The sequence below is a fragment of the Pseudomonadales bacterium genome (genome assembly GCA_024234615.1).
Lineage (GTDB): Bacteria > Pseudomonadota > Gammaproteobacteria > Pseudomonadales > IMCC2047 > JAJFKB01.
Map to the genome: position 1 here is coordinate 976486 of JACKNY010000001.1, position 18941 is coordinate 995426.

The following is an 18941-nucleotide window of genomic DNA, read 5'->3' on the forward strand; positions in this document are numbered from 1 at the left end:
ATGTTAATGTAAGTCAGGCTGATTTTTTTGGTCTAGGATCGACACAAGTAGCGAGCGTAACTCGACAGCTCCGTCGATGGGACGTTGATTATTAACACGAAGTTGAATGTTGATCGCGCGCTCCATGATATCGCTGGCGATACGCTGATATTCAACGGGTAACTCGTCAAAATCAGAGGCATTCAACATGGCCTTACAGCATTTGTTATCAGGACTGACAACTGATCGGCAGGCGATAGGACGGACTTCATAAACGAGACACCTTTTGTTTTTGAGCAGGGGGCAGGGCCATGCTTTTTGTTCGGCGAGGTGATGTGGTAGAGCGTTGATTTCCCGAGCCTGATTTTTTATCTTCCGTACGATTTGTGCAAACTCTTTATCGCTCGTTCGTTGTCGAGCAAGATCCAAAATAGCGTCACCGTCGGCGGCATGGGTTAATACGACTAATTGATGGCAGCACCAGGAGCAACCTGGTTGACAGTCTACCTTTAGAGTGCCGATCTCTTTTGCGATAATGGCATCTACCTGCATAGTCATCCTCATAGCTTGTTATACTTTGGTCGGAATGGAACTTAATATTGATCTATGGCTACTCTAACCTCTTTGCATAGCGTTAACAAATGAGTGTTGTGTGGGGTCTGGCAGAAGATATCAGGCATGATGTTGTGATTGGAGGGGCGTTTTTAGGTATCCTCCATGAGTTATACACTGCCATATTTTAGTTGCCTTAATTGTTATCTATGCTTAACTTGATCCAGATTAACTCGATAATAAGGCATATAAATCAATGGATAAAGACCTGAGAAATAGCAGGCTTGGTAGTAATTCGGTACTTGCATTGGATTTTATCGCGGCCTGTAATGCCCGTGATACGGATAAAATGATGTCTTTTTTTGACGATAACAGCTGCTATCACAACATTCCGCTTGAGCCTATCCTGGGAGCGGTGGCGATTCGGGCGGTGTTGGAACCCTTTTTTTTACAAACCGAGAGGGTTGACTGGGTAGTTAAGCATGTGGCTGAAACCAATATGGGCGTGGTTTTAGTGGAGCGGCTGGATCGGTTTTTAATTGATCATAAATGGATAGAGTTGCCCGTCATGGGTGTGTTCGAGTTTGAAAATACTATGATTAGAAGCTGGCGTGATTATTTTGACTTGAACCAAATACACGCTGGCGCAAAGAAGTCTACTCGCTAGTTTCTTTTGGCTTGAAATGAAGAGCTAAACCATTATTACACCAGCGCTGACCGCTTGGTCGCGGGCCGTCGTCAAACAGATGTCCCTGGTGACCGCCGCACCGTGCACAGTGATATTCTGTGCGTGGATAGATAATTCGATAATCAGTTTTAGTTTCCATATGGCCAGGAATGGATTGGAAAAAGCTAGGCCAGCCAGTGCCGCTGTCATATTTTGCAGAGGATTCAAACAGTGGCAGATCGCAACCAGCACAATGATAGGTTCCTTCGCGTTTTTCGTTATTTAAAGGGCTGCTATATGGGTATTCTGTTCCTTCTTCGCGTAGAATTCTGAACCGTTCAGGAGTAAGTTTTTTTCGCCATTGTTCTTTCGAAAGTGTTATAGGCTGAATTTTTCCATGGTGAGCGAAGGTGCCCATCGGCATGAGGCATGGTAAAAATCCAACGAGTATTCCTTTTATAATAAACTGTCGACGATTCACATATAAGCCTCAGGTTGAAGGAGTAACAGTAAGATGCGTCTGGCGCCAGTAAGTTCCAGCATTAAATTACCGAAAACTCCTTTACCTTGGATTGCGAGCAACGAAAGTTGCGCGTAACGGAGCGGGGTAGCCTTCGATAGTAAGATGAGGATTATCAGGGGCCAAGTAGTCCTCAAGCGAATGAAACCTCATCCAGTCTGTAGTTCTTTGTTCGGTAGTTGTCGTTTGACTTATATCGACTAGTTTTACCTCGTCAAAACCCACGCGCTCTAACCATCCAGCGAGGGTGGTAGTGCTGGGAATAAACCAGACATTGCGCATCTGCGCATAACGGTTGGCGGGAACTAAAACATGGTTTTGGCCGCCTTCTATTACCAGTGTTTCCAGCACCAATTCTCCACCCGCGACCAGGCATTGCTTGAGTTCCTCCAAGTGATCAAAAGGAGAACGGCGATGATATAGCACTCCCATGGAAAAAACCGTATCAAAGGCAGCCATGCGAGCAGGTAGGTCTTCGCCCCGCAAGGGAAGGTAATCGATAGGATAGTTATTTGCAAAACGCTTCATAATTAAAAACTGCATCATAAATTTTTGCGAGGGATCGACACCTAATACCCAGCGAGGTTGCTCTGCTAACATTTGCCAGCCGTAATAGGCATTACCACAACCGATATCTAGAATTTTACGGTTTTTGAGCGATTGAATATGAGGTAGCACTCGCTGCCATTTTAGGTTAGAACGCCACTCGGTATCGATCTCAATGCCAAACAAATTAAACGGCCCTTTCCGCCAGGGGTGAAACAATTTGAGGCAGTCAAGCAGCTGGTCTTTGCTTTGCGGTTCAATTGGTTTGGTGGAGGAGATACTAATGCTGTCGCCAAACTGAATCGGTTGTGCGGCAATTGCTGGTAACGCAGCAATTGCTTCTAGCCAATGGCTAAGCTCACCGTGATAGTGCTGGTGGAATCGTGTATCAAGAATACAACGAAATTCATCCTCAAATCGGCCTAAACCATTTTCTAAGGCGCGCTTATAAAAATCTTTAAAATCAATCATTTTCTAGCGATAAGCGAGGTGAATCCGAAGCACTTGTACCAGCTGGTTATTTGTTGAAAACCGGCTTGTCCTAATCTCTCTTGGTGAATTTCAATGGGCTCCGGGATCAAGACATTTTCTAAAGCGTTACGTTTTTGTGCTACTTCCAATTCCGAATAACCTCTGATGCGTTTGAAGTGATGATAGAGGTCCGTCAGCATCTCCTGGTCTTGGTATTCCGACTCTTTCATTTTCTCAGATAAAACTAAAACCCCACCTGGGTTCAGCCCATTAAATATTTTATATAGCAATGGTAAGCGTTGATCTGGAGAAATAAACATCAGAGTGAAATTCATGATGACCAGGGAAGCGTTACTTATCTCTGTTGTGAGAATATCTTCACAGCGTATATCAACGGGTGTGACAGCGGTATCGGCGTTAATGATATCTTGGCACCGCAGCGTCATCGCTTGGGCATTGTCGACGGCAATTATTTTGCAGGAGCTATCGGGAAGATTATGGCGAACACTCAAAGTGGCTGCACCGAGTGAACAGCCGAGGTCGTAACACTGTGTATTTGGACGGACAAATTCGCGCGTAATAACGCCAATCATTTCGAGCATCATGCGGTAACCGGGCACCGAACGAACGATCATGTCGCTGAACACTTCTGCGACCGCATCATCGAAACGGAAGGCATCTATTTGATCACGTGGTGATGCGTAAATTTGGTCTTTTTTCACAGTTGTCTTAACGGCTCAATCTTAGCGTTCAATAGGGTCGCGATTGTAGCAGAACAGCCGAGCGGAAGGAAAAGCCAAGTGTTTGATAGGTTACTTTTTACCCCAAAGTGCTTCTAATCGTTTATCTCGACCGCAACCATAGCGGTAATATTTGTAGCGGATCGGATTTTTTATGTAGTAATCCTGGTGGTAGTCTTCTGCTGGATAAAAGATATCCGCTGCGGTAATTTCAGTGACAATATCCTCGGTAAAGGGCTTCCTAGTGATTAAAGACTGCTTCGATTGCTCGGCTAGCTCTCTTTGGGTGTCATTATGGTAAAAGATAGCCGTACGGTACTGGCTACCGCTGTCACAGAACTGCCGGTTCACAACAGTGGGGTCGATGTTATGCCAAAAAGTTTCCAACAATGTTTGATAACTTATTTTGTCGGGGTCATAGAGGACTTGCACTGCTTCGGCATGGCCGGAACGGCCGGAAGAAACTTGCTCATAATTTGGGTTTTTCTGTTCACCTCCGGTGTAGCCGGAAGTCGTGCTAACCACCCCCTCCAATTTATCGAAAGGCGGTTCCATGCACCAGAAACAGCCCCCGGCAAATGTCGCTTTGACTAGGTTTGTTTGCGCTGAGGTAAGGGTTGGATATAAACCGGCGCAGGTGAGGGCAAGTAGGAAACAAATTGATTTGATGACGTCCATTCGTATTTCCGGAATCGGCTCTGGCCAAGTTAAAATAACGTTACCTGTGATGGGACTACATCGCTAACTATTAGTTGCAATCACTGGAAAAAGATTGAATCATGTGTGGCTGATTATTATGACTATTGCAGGACTCAAGCGTGATCAAACTATACAATTTCGGTCAGTTTGGCGAGTTACCTGACCCCAGTCCTTTTTGCTTAAAGGTCGATATTTACTTACGCATGGCGGGGCTCAACTTTGAATGCGTATCCGGTATAGATAATTTAAAAAAGGCGCCGAAGGGAAAGTTGCCCTTTATCGAAGATGAGGGAAAGATAGTAGCAGATTCAGAGTTTATTATTGCTTACCTCAAGGAGCGTTATGGCGATGCGCTGGATGGGCATTTAAACCCAGAGCAAAAAGCGACGGCACATGCTTTTGTCAAGATGATGGATGAGAATCTCTATTGGTGTTTGGTTTGGTCACGCTGGGCCAGCAATGAAATTTGGCCTCAATTAAAAGAAAGTTTCTTTGGTAAGCTACCCTTTTTTCTTAAGGATATGGTGGCGAAAAAGGTCAGAAAAGATGTCATCAAAAGTTTGCGTGGGCAAGGGTTAGGGCGGCATTCTGAACAGGAAATCAAACAGATTTTGGCGGCCGACCTTAAGGCATTGTCGGACTTTCTGGGCGATAAATCTTTCTTCTTCGGTGGTCAGGCCACGACTTTGGATGCCGTCGCCTATGGGTTTCTAGCTGAGCTGGCGCTTGCGCCGTTACAATCTTCCTTGACGAAAATGGTCAAAAGCTACCCCAATTTAGTGAGTTTTTGCCACCGTATTCAAAAAACCTACTATTCAATAGAGAGCTAAATGAGATTTACTGGCGCTAAAAAAATTCGCTACATGGTGTTTCTAGTTGGGGCGTTGCTGGCCGTTAGCGGCTGTGGCCACTTGCGTACGGATTTTGAGGATCCTCGTGTTAAAGTGGTCTCACTACAGGCCTTGCCGGCGGAGGGAATGGAGCAAAGCTTTGCGATCGGATTGCGTATTTCCAATCCGAATGCATTTGCGCTCAATCTTGTTGGGATGAGTTATAGTCTCCGCCTACAGGGCTATGATCTACTGGATGGCGTTGCCAACAATATCCCTGAAATTCCAGCCTATTCGGAGGTGCCAATTGAGGTCAAAGCGACTGTCAATATGCTTAATGGCTTGCGCTTTATTCGCACCATTCTGACCGCACCACAAAGCACGATTCAATATGAATTGGCGGCTAAGCTGGCGCTTGATTCACGGCTGCTTCCGACGATTCGTCTCGTTGAAAAGGGTAACATCGCGTTGACTCAATAATTAATTTTGGCAGTTGTTTTTCAACGATGTTTACTAACGTTGGCCAGGCGCTAATCTGGCTCCTAAAATAAAGAGATTCCCTTGCATTGTATTAACCTGAAGTTTCCTACCATTGCTCACTTGTATTTGAAGTTGTGACGAGAATGTCTCAGAACAGCCGCTTTTTTATTCCCGCTTTAGGCATGCTATCGGCGCTGGTTGCCATGGCGATGGATATGTACCTACCGAGCCTACCGCAGATCGCCAAGGATTTAGAGGCTGATTTTGGGCTAGTACAACAAACTTTGAGTGTTTTTCTGATTGGGATTGCCTTCAGTCAGATATTCTATGGTCCTATCTCGGATCGTTTTGGTCGGCGCTGGGTGTTATTTACCGGAGTCAGCGTATTTGGTTTAGTGAGTGCATTTTGCGCGCAGTCCACTAATATCGATCAACTGATACATTTGCGCTGGCTGCAGGCGTTAGGCGCTGGTGCTGGTAGTGTGATTGTTGCCGCTATCGTGCGCGATCTTTACCAGGGACAGCAGGCGGCACGTGTTATGTCCTACGTTATTATGGTGATGATGGTGGTGCCGTTACTTGCGCCGCTTATTGGCGGCTATGTGCTGATATGGCTCGGCTGGCGGGCAATTTTTTGGCTGTTGGTCTGCTTGGGCTTTATCTGCGCTTGGACAGTGGTAGCGATAATACCGGAGACAAACCCACCAGAACGTCGCCAATCTTTAAGTTTGGGCCGTGTGCTGAGTAACTACCGACATATACTGTCACATTCAAAGGCGATGGGTTTTAATCTTTGCTCAGCATTTAGTTATGGTTGTTTGTTTGCTTTTATTTCGGGCTCGCCGTACCTCTATATTGAATACTTTGGCATATCCCCTGAGTTTTATGGTTACCTATTTGGCTGTAATATTGTCCTGACAATGATCTGTGCCTATTTGAACAGCCAACTGATTGGACGATTCAGCAGTCAATCACTATTGCTGGGTAGCGTATTGGTTCAGGTCGTGGCCTGTAGTTGTTTGATGCTCATCAGTCTTTTTCATTTCGGCGGTGTGGTTGGTACACTTATCCCTATTATCCTCTGTGTCGGCATGATTGGGATGATTAGCGCGAATGCCACCGCCTCAATGTTGAGCTACTTCACTATAGCGACAGGCACGGCATCCGGTGTATTAAGCGTTAGCCGTTTTGGAATTGCCGGAATTGCATCAGCGGCTGTTGGCTTTCTGCATGATGGCAGCAATCTGGTGATGCCTGGCGTGATGCTCTTTTGCGTGTTAGTTTCTTTGGGCGCACTAGTACTGCTGGCGGGAGTGCGTTCTTTTCGCCAGACTCCCTAATCAATCCTCCGGCTGATCAGTCCTCAAGCTTGAATCTAACCAATAGGTGTTTGGTTAGCTCGATGTCACCCGTCGGGTAGGCGGCGTCCGAACTCTCCGCCGTCGCAGCCATGCGCATTGGCGTGTGGATAGGCATTGGCGGGGCATTACCTGTTTCGCTAATCCAGAGTACCTCGCCGAGCTTGCTGTTAGCCTGCTGTGCTAGCAGTGTGGCTTTTTGTTTGGCATTTTGAAATGCCTTGAGCATGGCGTCATTTTCGAGCGACTCACGATTACTGAAATCCAGTGTAAGGCTGCCGCTATGGCTGGCGCCGATGCCAACTGCGCCATCTAACAGGCGTGGGTATTGCTGTAGGTCGCGTACTTTCACCTCAACCGCTCGACTGACGTTGTAACCGATCAGCTCACGATTACGTTTGTAATCATATTCCGGGTAAACGTTGAGCTTGGCGGCATGAATATCCGCCTCTTTTATGCCCAGTTTTTGACAGAGTTTCAGCAGATTGGTTACCTGGGTATCAATGAGGGTTTTGCCCTGCGCAGCTTGGTTGGCGCGTTGTGAAAACGTGAACGAGGTAGTGGCCATATCGGGTTGTTGGGTGATTTTCCCCATGCCGCTGACTTCAACCTGTCGCAATGGTGGGGGTAGTCTTGCGTCGGCAGCAGCAAATTCCGAAAATGCAAATAAGCAAAGTAAGAGAGTGGTTGGCGCTAATATTTTTCTCATCAGATGCATCCTTCTATCTTGGTAGGCTGTGGTTAGAGATGACATTCGCTAAGGAGTTCCAGTAATTTGGAGGCTTTTATACGGAGCCCATTAAATCACGCAATCCGGCAATGGCTGACTTGCCGCGTTTACGCTTGGCCTCAGGACAGATGTTCATGCCACCTTCCCAGGCGAGATCCTCCTCTGGGAGTTCCTGTAAAAACCGGCTGGCGTCAGTGTTATGTGTTTCGCCATATTGTTTGCGCTCGGTGGCTAACGTCAGCGTCAGTGATTTCTGCGCGCGCGTGATGCCCACATAAAACAGGCGTCTTTCCTCTTCGATAGTTTCCGCTTCGATACTATTGCGGTGCGGCAATAGATTCTCCTCCAAACCCATAATAAACACATGGGGAAACTCCAAACCCTTGGAGGCATGTAATGTCATCAGTTGTACCTGGTTGGCGTCATCCTCCTGTTGCTGGCGTTCCATCATATCCTGAAGCGCCAGTTTTGCCAGTGCGTCGGCAAGCAAAGCGTCGTTTTCTTTGCGTTCGTCGTCGGGTAGATTCCTCAGTAATGAGTCGAGCAGAAACCAAATGTTGGACATACGTTTTTCCGCCGCTTGACGACTACTGCTATTCTGCACCAGCCACTCTTCATAATCTAATTCTGCGATCATGTCGCGCATAGCGGTTTCCAGGCTTTGCTGAAAACAGCGTTGCGTGATAGATTCAAGCCAGTGTTTAAAGCGCCGAATTTTATCCAACTGTTGGGGTTTGAGTTGTTGCTCCAAGCCGAGTTCGCTGCAGGCGGAAAAGAGACTGATATTTCGATCTGTGGCATAGCAGCCAAGCGCTTCCAAGGTGGTTGCGCCGATTTGTCGTCGTGGGACGTTAACAATACGTAAAAATGCAGTGTCATCATCCGGGTTAACGATCAGCCGCAGGTAGGCAATAATGTCTTTGATTTCCGCCTTATCAAAAAAAGAATTACCACCGCTGATTTTGTAAGGTACTTGAAACTGCTGCAGTTTAAGTTCGAGCATTCGTGCTTGGTGATTACCTCGGTAGAGAACAGCGAAATCTCTAAACTGCGTACGTTTCTGCAAGCGTTGGCTAACGATATCCGCAGCAATACGCTCGGCTTCAGCTTCATCGTCGTCACACTGCAAAATACGGATTTCCTCACCAACACCGAGTTGACTCCAGAGCTTTTTTTCAAAGACATGGGGGTTGTTGCTAATGACTTGGTTAGCCGCTTTGAGGATGCGGGCGCAAGAGCGATAGTTTTGTTCCAGTTTGATGACCTCTAGTCCAGGAAAATCCTGCTGTAGCAGTGACAAATTTTCCGGCACCGCACCGCGCCAGGCATAGATGGATTGATCATCATCGCCCACTACTGTAAAGGTTCTGCGCACCCCGACCAGCAACTTTACCAGCAGGTACTGGCTGGCATTGGTATCCTGGTATTCGTCGACCAAGAGATAGCGAATCTTGTTTTGCCAGCGATCCAGTACTTCTGGATTTGTTTGAAATAACTCGGTAGGCAGTAAAATCAGATCATCAAAATCCACCGCGTTATAGGCCCGCAGCTGACGGTTATAGAGTTGGTAAACCTTCGCCGCCATCATTTCATTGCCATTGGCAGCTAGAGTCAACGCCGTGTCGGGCGTGGTCATAGCATTTTTCCAATTGGAAATGCGTTGTTGAATAAAATAGATCAATTCTTTGTCGATACTTTCACTGCTTGGAATAAGTTCTTTAATCAGTGTTTGTGTGTCATGCGAATCAAAAATTGAAAAGCCTGGTTTGATATTCAGCAATTTGTGCTCACGTCGAATAATATTGAGGCCAAGATTATGGAAAGTGCTCACCGTGAGTGCTTTAGCGGCATCGCCTTTGAGTTGTTTGGCGACGCGTTCTTTCATTTCCCGCGCTGCCTTATTAGTAAAGGTAACTGCAAAAATATGTTTTGGTTGAATATCGCATTGTTTAATTAGATGGGCGATTTTGTTGGTGATCACGGTAGTTTTACCGCTGCCAGCGCCCGCCAGCACCAAGAGTGGTCGATCAATCAGGTGAATGGCTTGCTGTTGCTGCGTGTTTAATCGAGACACAAAACCTCTAAGGACAGTTGCTAAAAAGTGCGCGATTGTAACAACGCACTGTGGGCGGTGAAAGCACTCTAATTGAAATTAAAAAAATTAGTCAGAGACGCCTAAATTAATCTGAAGACTCAATACGCTTTCTTGCATTTGCGATACTTGCCCCTAATTCACGGATGCTCGGAATTTCCTTAGCAAGCGCTAGCGGCCAATTTTCTTTGTCCCATAGGCTGGCTTTGCTAAGTGCCGTTGAACAGTGCGGGAAGATCTTTTCAATTCTGATTCGAATAAAGGATTTGTTTCGTTTCAGGTTGCCTCCCATCGCTAGAATGGTTTCTTCGTCATGAATGGCCTGGGCGACACCGTAGGCGCGTAAGACTTCCTTGACGCTGGGAATGATAAAGAGCATGCCAACTTTGCTACGATTTACAAGATTGCCTATGGTGTGCAGTTTTTTGTTACCCATTTCATCCAGGAAGGCAATGTGCTTATCGTCAAGTACATGAATAAAGCCCGGCTCACCACCGCGAGGACTCATATCGATATAGCCTGCTTCATTGCTGCTCGATAGCACCATAAAGGTGCTGGCGCGGATAAAATTTTTACTGGTTTCTTCCAAGCAGGGTGCATGAGCTTGCGCTACATAATCCGCCGGTGTGCCATACAGTGCGCGATAACTTGGTTCGTCAATAGATTGATCGTTGCTCATAGGTGGCTCCCGAAGTATAGATGTTGTTAGTAACTGAAAGAGATCGATATAGAACCATAGGAGTGCGCATCTTTTTGCTGCTCAAACTCTTTCGATCGAAAGACCTGCGCGACTGAAAGCTTGACGCCTTTAAATACAGTGCTCAAGCCGATGGATGCGTCGCCCACAAATTCTTTTTTACTGACACGATGACTGCCCTCAAAAGTATTGCCATCGAGAAAAATATCCCTGCCTATCGCCCTGACATCAAAGGCAGTAAAAAAATGAAAGCCAATCTTACCCGGTGCGCTGATGCGTGGATCCCACACCGCCCCTGGCGCGCTGTTATCACCACCCGGCCTTACTGCCGAAGTCCCGAAATCATTGGGAATCAGCCAGCCCAAGCGAATTTCGCCACCCATATTAATATAGGTGGCTACGTTGCCAAAGGCGACCCCCGCATGACCAATAAAATCGTAGCCGAAACGACCGTCGTGGGGGGTATGTCTAAATAGCTTACGCCGATGTTCGTAAAGAAAGATGAGGCCGAGTTCGTCATCGAGTTGGTTATCCCAACCTTTAAATTTATCGAAACCCCGGAGGTCGTGAATAAAATCCTGAGCTTCTTGGCCCAAGGCGGATGGGCCGACCACGCCGATATTAACTTCAAGAGTATCGAGTTGACGCTGGCTTTTACTCTGGTAGGCAAAGCGGGTAAACAGCCAACCGGCGTAGGGGCGATCGTCTTCCACTATCAGCGTCGCATCGATATCTTCTGGCGTATAAATAGTTTGGCCTATGGAAAATATTAAATTACGTTGGAGTCGTCTTGATTTGGGGTGAAAAAACTTTAGACGTTTGTTAACAGAACGGATCCAGTTCGGTAGTGTCGGATCTTTTATGTAATCGGTCAGGTCGGGGGATATCCAGGAAAGTCGCACGCCATTAGTGTAGTTTTGGTCAGTTTCTGCAAATAGGTCATTTTCAAAATAAAGACTAAAAGTCCAGCTATCTTTTGGGTCTTCGATGGCATGACCATAGGTAGGAAAAAGCACAGGCAAGAGCACAATGACGAGTCTTTGAGCTAACTTCATGTCTGTAATCTGACTCCGTTGTTGGTAGTGATGGCGGCCTATTATAGGGCTCTTAGAAAAAAGAGGCAGGTAAATATTTTGATTAAGCGTAAAATAGTTGCGGTGTTACCGGAATAGTTGAAATATCGAGCCCCCCACAAACTACTTGCGTGGGCTAATAAAATGGTAGAGTATACTTTCGTGGCAATGATGCCGGTTGAATGGTTAAGCGGGTGGTAAAGTAAGCCATGACAAAGACGTCGAAAACGGTTTTTTTGCAAAGCTTGAGGCGCTGCAAAAAAAATGATGATTTTATCGATCGATTCTATACGCGGTTTTTCGCCACCGCCGATGAAGTGAAGATGATGTTCATCCATACGAATATCAACCTTCAGAAAGTTAAATTGTTAAAGTCCTTAGAGATGATTGTGCTCGCGATTGAGGGTATTCCCGAGGCAGTTCATCAATTAAATGAGCGTGCAATTTCCCACGACCGACATCACCTGAATGTTAAGCCGGAACTCTACGACTATTGGTTGGAATCCTTACTTAAAACGGTTGTCGAGTGTGATAATGAATATACAAAAGAAGTCGAGCTGGCTTGGCGGGAAGTGGTGGGCTTTATTGTTAAACATATGGTTTCAAAGTACTAATCAAATGAGTTGCATCAGGTAGAGTGAATTTCCTCTATTTCGCGTGGTTAAAGTCCATACTCGACTCGCCCCCTTCATTGAAAAATAGCCTGCTTCTCTAGAAGTTTCTCTGATTGAAAACAGACGATAATAACGCTCGTCTGTCACTCGATCAGGCGGCCATTCTATGTCGCTTACCACAATCTAACTAACTGATCTACCCCAACTTGCAGCTGCAAGGATTCCAGCTATGCTTAAAGCGGAGAGCATATATATGCTGATTTTCCGAGCACGATGCATTGTATAAATGTATTCGCCAATACAGGCCACGTAGATAGCCAAGAGAATAAATTATGAAACTGAAAAATTTAGCACTTAAATGGAAGCTGATTTTGTGCTTATCAATTCCAATGATCGCAATGAGTTACTTTGCGATGAATAGTATGAGCTTCTATGCCAAGGGAAAAGACAACGCCAAAATGATGACCGATTTGGTGCAGTTGACCATTCGTATTGGTAGTTTGGTGCATGAGCTACAGATTGAACGTGGTATGACAGCAGGTTATTTAGGCTCAAAAGGTAAATCGTTTGCAGCTGAATTGCAGTCTCAACGGCGCTTGACTGACGAGGCGCACCTGGCGCTTACTGAGTACGCTGAAAGTTTGGATGCTACGTTGTTTACTCCTGATATTCAGCGTTCAAGGCGCTTTATTAAGGAAAAAATAGCACAGCTTAATTCACATCGCTCGGCAGTTATTACGCAGAACATTAAAAATAGTGATGGAATTGCATTCTATACAGAGTTGGATAATGCCCTGATTGAAGCGGTCGGGGCTATCGCTAAAACAAGCCCTTCGTCACAGATAGCCCTCTTATCCATGGCATACAAAAACTATATGTACGTTAAAGAAAGTGCCGGAGTTGAGCGTGCGGTGTTGGCTTTGGTATTTGCTCAAGACGCCTTTGAGGATGATCAGTTTAAGACAGTGGTGGAATTGATTTCTGCACAAACTAATTCTGAAAACTCATTTTTGGCAACAGCGACTGAGGAGCAGAAGCAATTTTACAAAAAGACAATGGAGCATCCTTCTGTTATTGAGGCCGCACGCCTTGAAGCTTTGGCTCTGCGGAAAGTCTGGACCGGGTTATTCCGGGTTGATCCCAATCATTGGGAACAAATCCAAACAGAAAAAATTAACCTCATGAAATCAATTGAAGACAAACTTGCCAGTGACGTGATGGTTGTAGCAGAAAAAGGCTATACAGATGCCATTCGTGGACTCTATTTGTCGCTATTTGTATCTGTGTTCGGAATCCTGGTGTCACTGTTATTCGCAGCCTGGGTCATCCGAGATACTTTACGGCAGTTAGGTGCCGATCCGCGGGAATTACTCTCAATTGTTACCAATGTGGCGCGGGGCAATCTGCATTATTCCACGAGTAATATTCCGAAAGCCAAGCTTCAGGGTGCCTATGGTGAAATGGTCAGTATGCGCGAGAAGCTGGCTGAATTGATTGGTAACGCCAAGGCAGCGACCACTGTAGTGCGGGAAATTGCCGAGGAAATGTCCGAAGGCAATCGTGGTTTAAGTGAGCGTACTGAACAACAGGCCGCGAATGTCGAGCAAACGGCTGCGAGCATGGAAGAAATGACCAGTACAGTGAAGCAAAACGCTGAGAATGCAGCAGATGCCAATGAGCTGGCTAATAATACCGGCGACTCCGCAGATAAAGGCGGCAAGGTTGTCGCTCAAGCGGTTGATGCAATGAAGGAAATCGACGCTTCTAGCGAGAAAATTGCGGCGATTATCAATGTTATCGATGATATTGCCTTTCAAACCAATCTGTTAGCCATTAACGCCGCTGTGGAAGCTGCTCGAGCCGGCGATCAGGGGCGAGGCTTCGCGGTTGTTGCCAATGAAGTGAGGAGCTTGGCCGGTCGTAGCGCAACCGCGGCGAAAGAGATTAAAGCACTGATTGAAGATAGCGTACAGAAGGTGAAGGATGGTACTCGCTTGGTGAATGAGACTGGTGAGTCGTTGGAGCAAATTGTCACGGCAGTGAAAAGGGTATCGTCAATTGTCAGTGATATCGCTGTCGCCAGTCGTGAACAGGCGCTGGGTATTGAGCAAACCAATGATGCGTTAACGCAATTGGATAGCGTAACGCAGCAGAATGCTGCGTTGGCCGAAGAAGCTGCTGCTACCAGTGAGGCCATCTATAGGAAATCAGTCACCCTTGCGGAAATTATGAATTTCTTTGACGTAAACAATAGCTATGAGGAGGGGCGTGAGCAAGATTCTGGCTATTTTGGAGAATACGAAAACTTGACGAAAGAACGACGATCTCAGCAACGACCTTGGTCTGAAAAAGGCAAGTCACAGACTCAACCTGTGTCAAGCGCGCCATCTTTAAAAGTTGCTGCTGGGGGAGGGGCGGATGACGAATGGGAAAGTTTTTAGTATTAGATTTGGTCGCTATTAATAATAAAGAAGAGGCTGGTTAACGGGTTAATTAGGACTCCTTGTTGACCCGCAACGGGGCAACTTAGCTGCCAGTAACAAAGTTAATCGGGGGGGAATGAATGCTAGTAATGATAGTAGATGACAGTACCGCAATGAGGTTGATCGTTAAAAAAACACTACGTGGTGCTGGGTTTGAGGATTTGGAATTTGTTGAAGCTTCGGATGGTGCGCAAGCCTTCGAGGTTATTCAAAAGTCGGTACCAGATTTAATCCTCTGTGATTGGAATATGCCAAATATGACCGGCATACAATTATTGGAAAAACTCAACGAGGCGGAAATTGATGTGGATTTTGGTTTTGTCACTACGGAGTCGACAGCGCCAATGCGAGAACTAGCGAGGGAGTCGGGAGCCAAGTTTCTTATCGCAAAACCATTTACGACTGAGTCGTTTGAGCAAATTCTTAGCCCTTATTTAGGATAAAAGTAATGATGAACACAAATAATTTCCATTTGCCGCAATCTGAGCAGTTAAGAAATGTTCTTGGCATGTTGTTTGGCAATTCTACCGAAGCCCGTGACACTGGTGTTTTAGATCCCAGTGATGGCGATGTCTTTACGGCTACCTATGTGGATGATAACGACCAGCTGGTTGCCACCTGTAGTTGTGATACAGCGTTTGCCGCCTACGCGGGGGCATCCCTGTCAATGTTGCCGGTTGGGGGCGCCCGAGAAATGGTAGTAACGAAGGATTTTTTCCCGGCTGTGCTTGAGAACCTGAATGAAATCATGAATATCGTTTCTACTACCTTTATGTGTGATAAGTCTGCGCATTTGCGGTTGAGTAAAGTCTATCGGCCTAGTGAGCTGCCTGGAACAATGAGCCAGGCAGTTGCGGGAAGTGTTCATAAAAAGGGAATTTTGGTCGATGTGCCAGGCTATGGTACTGGCGCCATCACACTAGTCACGTTCTGAGGCGAAAATAATGGCCTGTATTCTTACCGTAGATGATTCGTTATCTATAAGAAAAATGTTGTCCTTGACGCTTGGTTCCGCTGGTTTTGATGTGGTCCAAGCGGTCGATGGTTTTGATGCGTTAGAGGTGGCGGATCAGCATAATTTTGATGTGGCAGTAGTCGATGTGAATATGCCGCGAATGGATGGCTACGAGCTTGTGCAAAAGCTGAGGCAGGATGAAAGATTTCGCTTCAAACCGATACTGATATTAACGACTGAATCCAGTAAAGAATCAAAAATGAAAGGACGGGAAGCGGGCGCCACGGGATGGATAGTAAAGCCATTTGACCCGCAAGTATTACTCGCAACCATCGATAAAATCCTCAGCTGATCTGATAAAGATGAACGATACAAATGATTTTGCAGATATACATGAGATTTTTCTGGAGGAATGCGCGGAAAATCTTGACGTGTTGGAAGCAGGCCTGCTTGAACTCAAAACGGGTATCACAGACTTAGACCTTCTGAACAATATTTTTAGGGCCGCCCATTCCATTAAAGGGGGTGCTGCGACCTTCGGTTTTATACCCATTTCTGAATTTACCCACCATATGGAAACCCTGTTGGATGAAATGCGTAATGAAAACCTGCAGCCCTCGTCTGAAAGCGTCCACATCCTGTTATCCTGTGTCGATGTGCTCAGGGCCATGATGGAGGAATCCAATGGTGGCGCTGCGGTGGAGCAATCCAAGATCGAAAATCATATCAACCAGTTAAGGCAAATTGGTGTCGGCGTTACTAAAAATGAAGAGCAGGTTACGTCGCAACTGCCGACAGGATTACCAACTGGGTTATTACCAACTGAGTTAGAGCAAGTAGGCGCATTTCAACGTGTTTGGACAATACGCTTTAAGCCAAAACCCCATTTATTGGAAACTGGGAATGACCCATTAAACCTCTTCCACGAGCTGGAAAACTGGGTACGTTAACCGTCAAAGCCAAGACCGGCAAAGTGCCGGACATCGAGATGATTGACCCTCATCAGTGCTTTATTCACTGGGAACTTAAGTTAATTGGTGAGGTTAGCGAGGATCAAATTGCTGAAGTATTTGATTGGGTTGAATTTGATTGTGAATTAGAAATTAAAGCAGAAGATGGTATCCGGGAGCTCAGTCCGGAAATTGAAACTATTAATGCAAAAGTTCAGAGGTCAGAACTGAATCCTGGCACAAGCGCAAAGGAAAATGAATGTAAAGAAGGTGGGGTGGTCAAGAGCGCAACTGTCACAGTGGGAGCGTCATCATCGAAACAAGCAAAGCCAAATCCTGAAGCAGGCTCTATTCGTGTTAGTACACATAAAATTGACCAGCTCATCGATTTGGTCGGTGAGCTGGTGATTACTCAATCAATGCTGCGGCGATTTGGTGAAGAAGCCAGCGAAGTGGATCAGGATGCACTTCGCGACAGTGTTTCAGAATTACTGCGTAACACCCGTCAGCTTCAAGAAAGTGTCATGATGATACGCATGCTGCCCATTAGTTTTTGTTTTGCGAGATTTCCCCGTTTGGTACATGACATGAGCGCGAAACTGGGTAAGAAAATCAATCTCGAAATGGTTGGTGAAAATACCGAAGTTGATAAAACCGTACTGGAGAAAATTTCCGATCCGTTGGTACATTTGGTGCGTAACGCACTGGACCATGGTATTGAGTCTCCTAATGATCGCTTGGCAGCGGGTAAAGATCAAACGGGCACTATCACGCTGAAAGCTTTTCACGAAGGCGCTAACGTCGTTCTTCAAATTATTGATGATGGCGCGGGACTGAACCGTACCAGAATTCTAGCGAAAGCGATTGAAAAGGGTATTGTGTCTGAGACGGAGGAATTGACTGACGAGCAGATAGATCAGTTGATCTTTAAACCTGGGTTTTCAACGGCGGAAGCGGTGTCAGATGTCTCCGGCAGAGGAGTTGGCATGGATGTCGTCAGGCGCAATATTGTACAGCTTAGCGGTCGTGTGGATGTCAAATCCGTCCCAGGTCAGGGCAGCGTCCTTACCATCAGTTTGCCCCTGACCCTGGCCATACTTGAAGGCCAGTTGATTCGAGTGGGTAATCAAATCTTTATCATATCCCTGTTGTCAATTATCGAAACAGTCAGCGTTGACCATTCGCTTGTTAATAATATTGCCGGCGATGTAGACGTATATCGATTGCGCGGAGAACACATTCCCATTATTCATTTGTCCGACTTTGCGGAATTGCCCGCTGATCGCCCCGGCGCAGATCGATTGCTGGTGATTGTCGAGGGTGAAGGTCAGCGCGTCGGTATCCTGGTCGACGAATTGTTAGGACAGCAGCAGGTAGTGATTAAAAGTCTTGAAAAGAATTTTCGGGCGGTGCCAGGCGTCACAGGCGCAACAATTCTTGGTGATGGCACTGTTGCGCTCATTATTGATACTCCCGGATTGATAAAAAAATATCTGTCCGGTGATTGGCAGGTTAAATCGTTATTATCTGCGAAGAAAAGACAATTCAGCGATGATTTTGTCGTCAACGGACATAACTAATAGCAGAGGTGAATTCTGATTATGGAAAATGCGCTTTCTCAAACAATGGTTGATGAAACCCATGGAAATCAACAGCTTACTTTTATGCTTAGTGGTGAGGAGTATGGCGTAGATATACTACAGGTTCAGGAAGTGAAAAGCTGGATTGCAACGACGCCTATTCCCGGTACCCCGGATTATGTCCTTGGCGTTATTAATTTACGTGGCACTATCGTGCCTGTGGTTGATCTTCGTATTCGGTTCGGGGCCGATCCGGTGAAATTTAATGATGAGACAGTGATTATTGTTGTTCGGGTGAACTGTGCAGTTGGCAATCGTACTGTGGGTATGGTGGCCGATGCGATTTCGGAAGTGTATGACTTGAATAGTGAAGATATGAAGCCACCACCGGATTTTGGTACGACAGTTTCCATTAACTATGTTCGGTCGTTAGTTTCAATGCCTAATGGAATGGTTATTCTCTTGGATGTGGATAAGCTGATATCTGAGAGTATTTTTGGCGTAATCGATCAACAGGCGGACTCAATCGAGGTGTCCAGTGTCGATATCACCCACTAAAGCGACAAAAGCGCAAGCAGCAAAAGCGAAAGTCGTAAAGGCGAAGGCTACAAAAGGCACGATCATTTTAGCTCACAGCCTTAGTATTGCTGATGCGACAAAATTACAAGCGCAACTGGCAGATTGCAGCATCAACAAAATTCCCGTTCGTATTGATGCCGGAGAGGTAGCTCGTGTTGATACTGCGATCTTACAGGTACTGCTTGCCTCGGTTATTACCGGAAGATTTTCAGGGCGGCCTCTGACCTGGACAGAAGTCTCGAAAGATTTTTTGGCGAGTGCTCAACGGTTAGGCCTAAGCGCTGAGCTGGGGCTGCCTAAGCGGGGTTGATCAAAATAGGATGAATCGACTAACAATCCAAATTGT

The 18941-nt window shown here is 46.1% G+C and carries 20 protein-coding genes and 1 pseudogene; 12 read left to right on the forward strand and 9 right to left on the reverse strand.

Translation table 11 applies throughout. The features are described 5' to 3' along the window. Window positions 1-3: 3 nt before the first annotated feature. Window positions 4-537: a YkgJ family cysteine cluster protein gene (locus H6995_04575; GenBank protein ID MCP5214267.1), complete on the reverse strand. Its 534-nt coding sequence runs from the start codon at window positions 535-537 to the stop codon at window positions 4-6. Between the two features lie 250 nt (window positions 538-787). Here H6995_04575 and H6995_04580 point away from each other — a divergent pair, with 250 nt between their 5' ends. Then, the gene (locus H6995_04580; GenBank protein MCP5214268.1) at window positions 788-1198 is read left to right on the forward strand and encodes a nuclear transport factor 2 family protein; all 411 of its coding nucleotides are present in this window, start codon (window positions 788-790) and stop codon (window positions 1196-1198) included. On the opposite strand, the gene msrB is transcribed toward H6995_04580, so the two are convergent. The 4 genes from msrB to msrA all read right to left on the reverse strand — a co-directional run bounded on the left by msrB (window position 1188) and on the right by msrA (window position 4153). Continuing rightward, complete coding sequence (msrB, locus tag H6995_04585) at window positions 1188-1622, reverse strand: peptide-methionine (R)-S-oxide reductase MsrB (GenBank protein ID MCP5214269.1); 435 nt, start codon at window positions 1620-1622, stop codon at window positions 1188-1190. The two genes, H6995_04580 and msrB, sit on opposite strands and share 11 nt — an antisense overlap. A gap of 138 nt (window positions 1623-1760) precedes the next feature. Beyond that, entirely contained in the window at window positions 1761-2735 is a 975-nt protein-coding gene (gene cmoB, locus H6995_04590; GenBank protein MCP5214270.1) for a tRNA 5-methoxyuridine(34)/uridine 5-oxyacetic acid(34) synthase CmoB, read from the reverse strand. Beyond that, a complete protein-coding gene (cmoA, locus tag H6995_04595; protein MCP5214271.1) occupies window positions 2732-3457 on the reverse strand; it encodes a carboxy-S-adenosyl-L-methionine synthase CmoA in 726 nt (241 codons plus the stop codon). The genes cmoB and cmoA overlap by 4 nt, the downstream gene beginning before the upstream one ends. A gap of 90 nt (window positions 3458-3547) precedes the next feature. Further along, the gene (gene msrA / locus H6995_04600) at window positions 3548-4153 is read right to left on the reverse strand and encodes a peptide-methionine (S)-S-oxide reductase MsrA (GenBank protein ID MCP5214272.1); all 606 of its coding nucleotides are present in this window, start codon (window positions 4151-4153) and stop codon (window positions 3548-3550) included. Window positions 4154-4293: 140 nt separating this feature from the next. On the opposite strand from msrA, the gene H6995_04605 reads away from it, so the two are divergent. From H6995_04605 to H6995_04615, 3 genes are all read left to right on the forward strand, one after another. Beyond that, complete coding sequence (locus H6995_04605; protein ID MCP5214273.1) at window positions 4294-5004, forward strand: glutathione S-transferase family protein; 711 nt, start codon at window positions 4294-4296, stop codon at window positions 5002-5004. Then, window positions 5005-5484, forward strand: coding sequence for an LEA type 2 family protein (locus H6995_04610; protein MCP5214274.1), 480 nt, complete (start codon window positions 5005-5007; stop codon window positions 5482-5484). Between the two features lie 143 nt (window positions 5485-5627). Beyond that, entirely contained in the window at window positions 5628-6824 is a 1197-nt protein-coding gene (locus tag H6995_04615; protein MCP5214275.1) for a Bcr/CflA family multidrug efflux MFS transporter, read from the forward strand. Between the two features lie 16 nt (window positions 6825-6840). Here the strand turns inward: H6995_04615 and H6995_04620 are convergent, their stop codons facing one another. The 4 genes from H6995_04620 to H6995_04635 form a co-directional block, all read right to left on the reverse strand. Continuing rightward, window positions 6841-7551 carry an SIMPL domain-containing protein gene (locus H6995_04620; GenBank protein ID MCP5214276.1) on the reverse strand — a complete coding sequence of 237 codons (711 nt, stop codon included), beginning with the start codon at window positions 7549-7551 and terminating at the stop codon, window positions 6841-6843. A 76-nt stretch (window positions 7552-7627) separates the two neighbouring features. Next, window positions 7628-9646: a DNA helicase Rep gene (rep, locus tag H6995_04625; protein ID MCP5214277.1), complete on the reverse strand. Its 2019-nt coding sequence runs from the start codon at window positions 9644-9646 to the stop codon at window positions 7628-7630. A gap of 106 nt (window positions 9647-9752) precedes the next feature. Beyond that, entirely contained in the window at window positions 9753-10343 is a 591-nt protein-coding gene (locus H6995_04630) for a pyridoxamine 5'-phosphate oxidase family protein (GenBank protein MCP5214278.1), read from the reverse strand. A gap of 26 nt (window positions 10344-10369) precedes the next feature. Next, the gene (locus tag H6995_04635) at window positions 10370-11416 is read right to left on the reverse strand and encodes a lipid A deacylase LpxR family protein (GenBank protein MCP5214279.1); all 1047 of its coding nucleotides are present in this window, start codon (window positions 11414-11416) and stop codon (window positions 10370-10372) included. Between the two features lie 227 nt (window positions 11417-11643). On the opposite strand from H6995_04635, the gene H6995_04640 reads away from it, so the two are divergent. From H6995_04640 to H6995_04675, 8 genes and pseudogenes are all read left to right on the forward strand, one after another. Continuing rightward, window positions 11644-12048 carry a hypothetical protein gene (locus H6995_04640; protein ID MCP5214280.1) on the forward strand — a complete coding sequence of 135 codons (405 nt, stop codon included), beginning with the start codon at window positions 11644-11646 and terminating at the stop codon, window positions 12046-12048. Between the two features lie 332 nt (window positions 12049-12380). Continuing rightward, window positions 12381-14489, forward strand: a complete 2109-nt coding sequence (locus H6995_04645) for a nitrate- and nitrite sensing domain-containing protein (protein ID MCP5214281.1) — start codon at window positions 12381-12383, stop codon at window positions 14487-14489. Between the two features lie 122 nt (window positions 14490-14611). Then, window positions 14612-14974 carry a response regulator gene (locus H6995_04650; GenBank protein MCP5214282.1) on the forward strand — a complete coding sequence of 121 codons (363 nt, stop codon included), beginning with the start codon at window positions 14612-14614 and terminating at the stop codon, window positions 14972-14974. A gap of 5 nt (window positions 14975-14979) precedes the next feature. Beyond that, on the forward strand, window positions 14980-15465 hold the full coding sequence (locus H6995_04655) for a hypothetical protein (protein ID MCP5214283.1): 486 nt from the start codon (window positions 14980-14982) through the stop codon (window positions 15463-15465). 7 nt (window positions 15466-15472) lie between these two features. Beyond that, a complete protein-coding gene (locus H6995_04660) occupies window positions 15473-15838 on the forward strand; it encodes a response regulator (protein ID MCP5214284.1) in 366 nt (121 codons plus the stop codon). Between the two features lie 10 nt (window positions 15839-15848). Further along, window positions 15849-18016, forward strand: a pseudogene (locus H6995_04665) (chemotaxis protein CheA). A 21-nt stretch (window positions 18017-18037) separates the two neighbouring features. Next, a complete protein-coding gene (locus H6995_04670; protein ID MCP5214285.1) occupies window positions 18038-18574 on the forward strand; it encodes a purine-binding chemotaxis protein CheW in 537 nt (178 codons plus the stop codon). Then, window positions 18555-18905 carry an STAS domain-containing protein gene (locus H6995_04675; GenBank protein MCP5214286.1) on the forward strand — a complete coding sequence of 117 codons (351 nt, stop codon included), beginning with the start codon at window positions 18555-18557 and terminating at the stop codon, window positions 18903-18905. Before H6995_04670 ends, H6995_04675 begins: the two co-directional genes overlap by 20 nt. Window positions 18906-18941: the final 36 nt, after the last annotated feature.

Bases quoted from the DNA above. Each gene is read 5' to 3' on its own strand.
- H6995_04640 (MCP5214280.1), top strand. From the start codon at position 11,644: ATGACAAAGACGTCGAAAACGGTTTTTTTGCAAAGCTTGAGGCGCTGC.
- H6995_04635 (MCP5214279.1), bottom strand. From the start codon at position 11,416: ATGAAGTTAGCTCAAAGACTCGTCATTGTGCTCTTGCCTGTGCTTTTT.
- H6995_04670 (MCP5214285.1), top strand. From the start codon at position 18,038: ATGGAAAATGCGCTTTCTCAAACAATGGTTGATGAAACCCATGGAAAT.
- H6995_04575 (MCP5214267.1), bottom strand. From the start codon at position 537: ATGACTATGCAGGTAGATGCCATTATCGCAAAAGAGATCGGCACTCTA.
- H6995_04620 (MCP5214276.1), bottom strand. From the start codon at position 7,551: ATGAGAAAAATATTAGCGCCAACCACTCTCTTACTTTGCTTATTTGCA.
- H6995_04615 (MCP5214275.1), top strand. From the start codon at position 5,628: ATGTCTCAGAACAGCCGCTTTTTTATTCCCGCTTTAGGCATGCTATCG.
- H6995_04630 (MCP5214278.1), bottom strand. From the start codon at position 10,343: ATGAGCAACGATCAATCTATTGACGAACCAAGTTATCGCGCACTGTAT.
- msrB (MCP5214269.1), bottom strand. From the start codon at position 1,622: ATGCCGATGGGCACCTTCGCTCACCATGGAAAAATTCAGCCTATAACA.
- cmoB (MCP5214270.1), bottom strand. From the start codon at position 2,735: ATGATTGATTTTAAAGATTTTTATAAGCGCGCCTTAGAAAATGGTTTA.
- H6995_04645 (MCP5214281.1), top strand. From the start codon at position 12,381: ATGAAACTGAAAAATTTAGCACTTAAATGGAAGCTGATTTTGTGCTTA.
- H6995_04610 (MCP5214274.1), top strand. From the start codon at position 5,005: ATGAGATTTACTGGCGCTAAAAAAATTCGCTACATGGTGTTTCTAGTT.
- msrA (MCP5214272.1), bottom strand. From the start codon at position 4,153: ATGGACGTCATCAAATCAATTTGTTTCCTACTTGCCCTCACCTGCGCC.
- H6995_04580 (MCP5214268.1), top strand. From the start codon at position 788: ATGGATAAAGACCTGAGAAATAGCAGGCTTGGTAGTAATTCGGTACTT.
- H6995_04650 (MCP5214282.1), top strand. From the start codon at position 14,612: ATGCTAGTAATGATAGTAGATGACAGTACCGCAATGAGGTTGATCGTT.
- H6995_04655 (MCP5214283.1), top strand. From the start codon at position 14,980: ATGATGAACACAAATAATTTCCATTTGCCGCAATCTGAGCAGTTAAGA.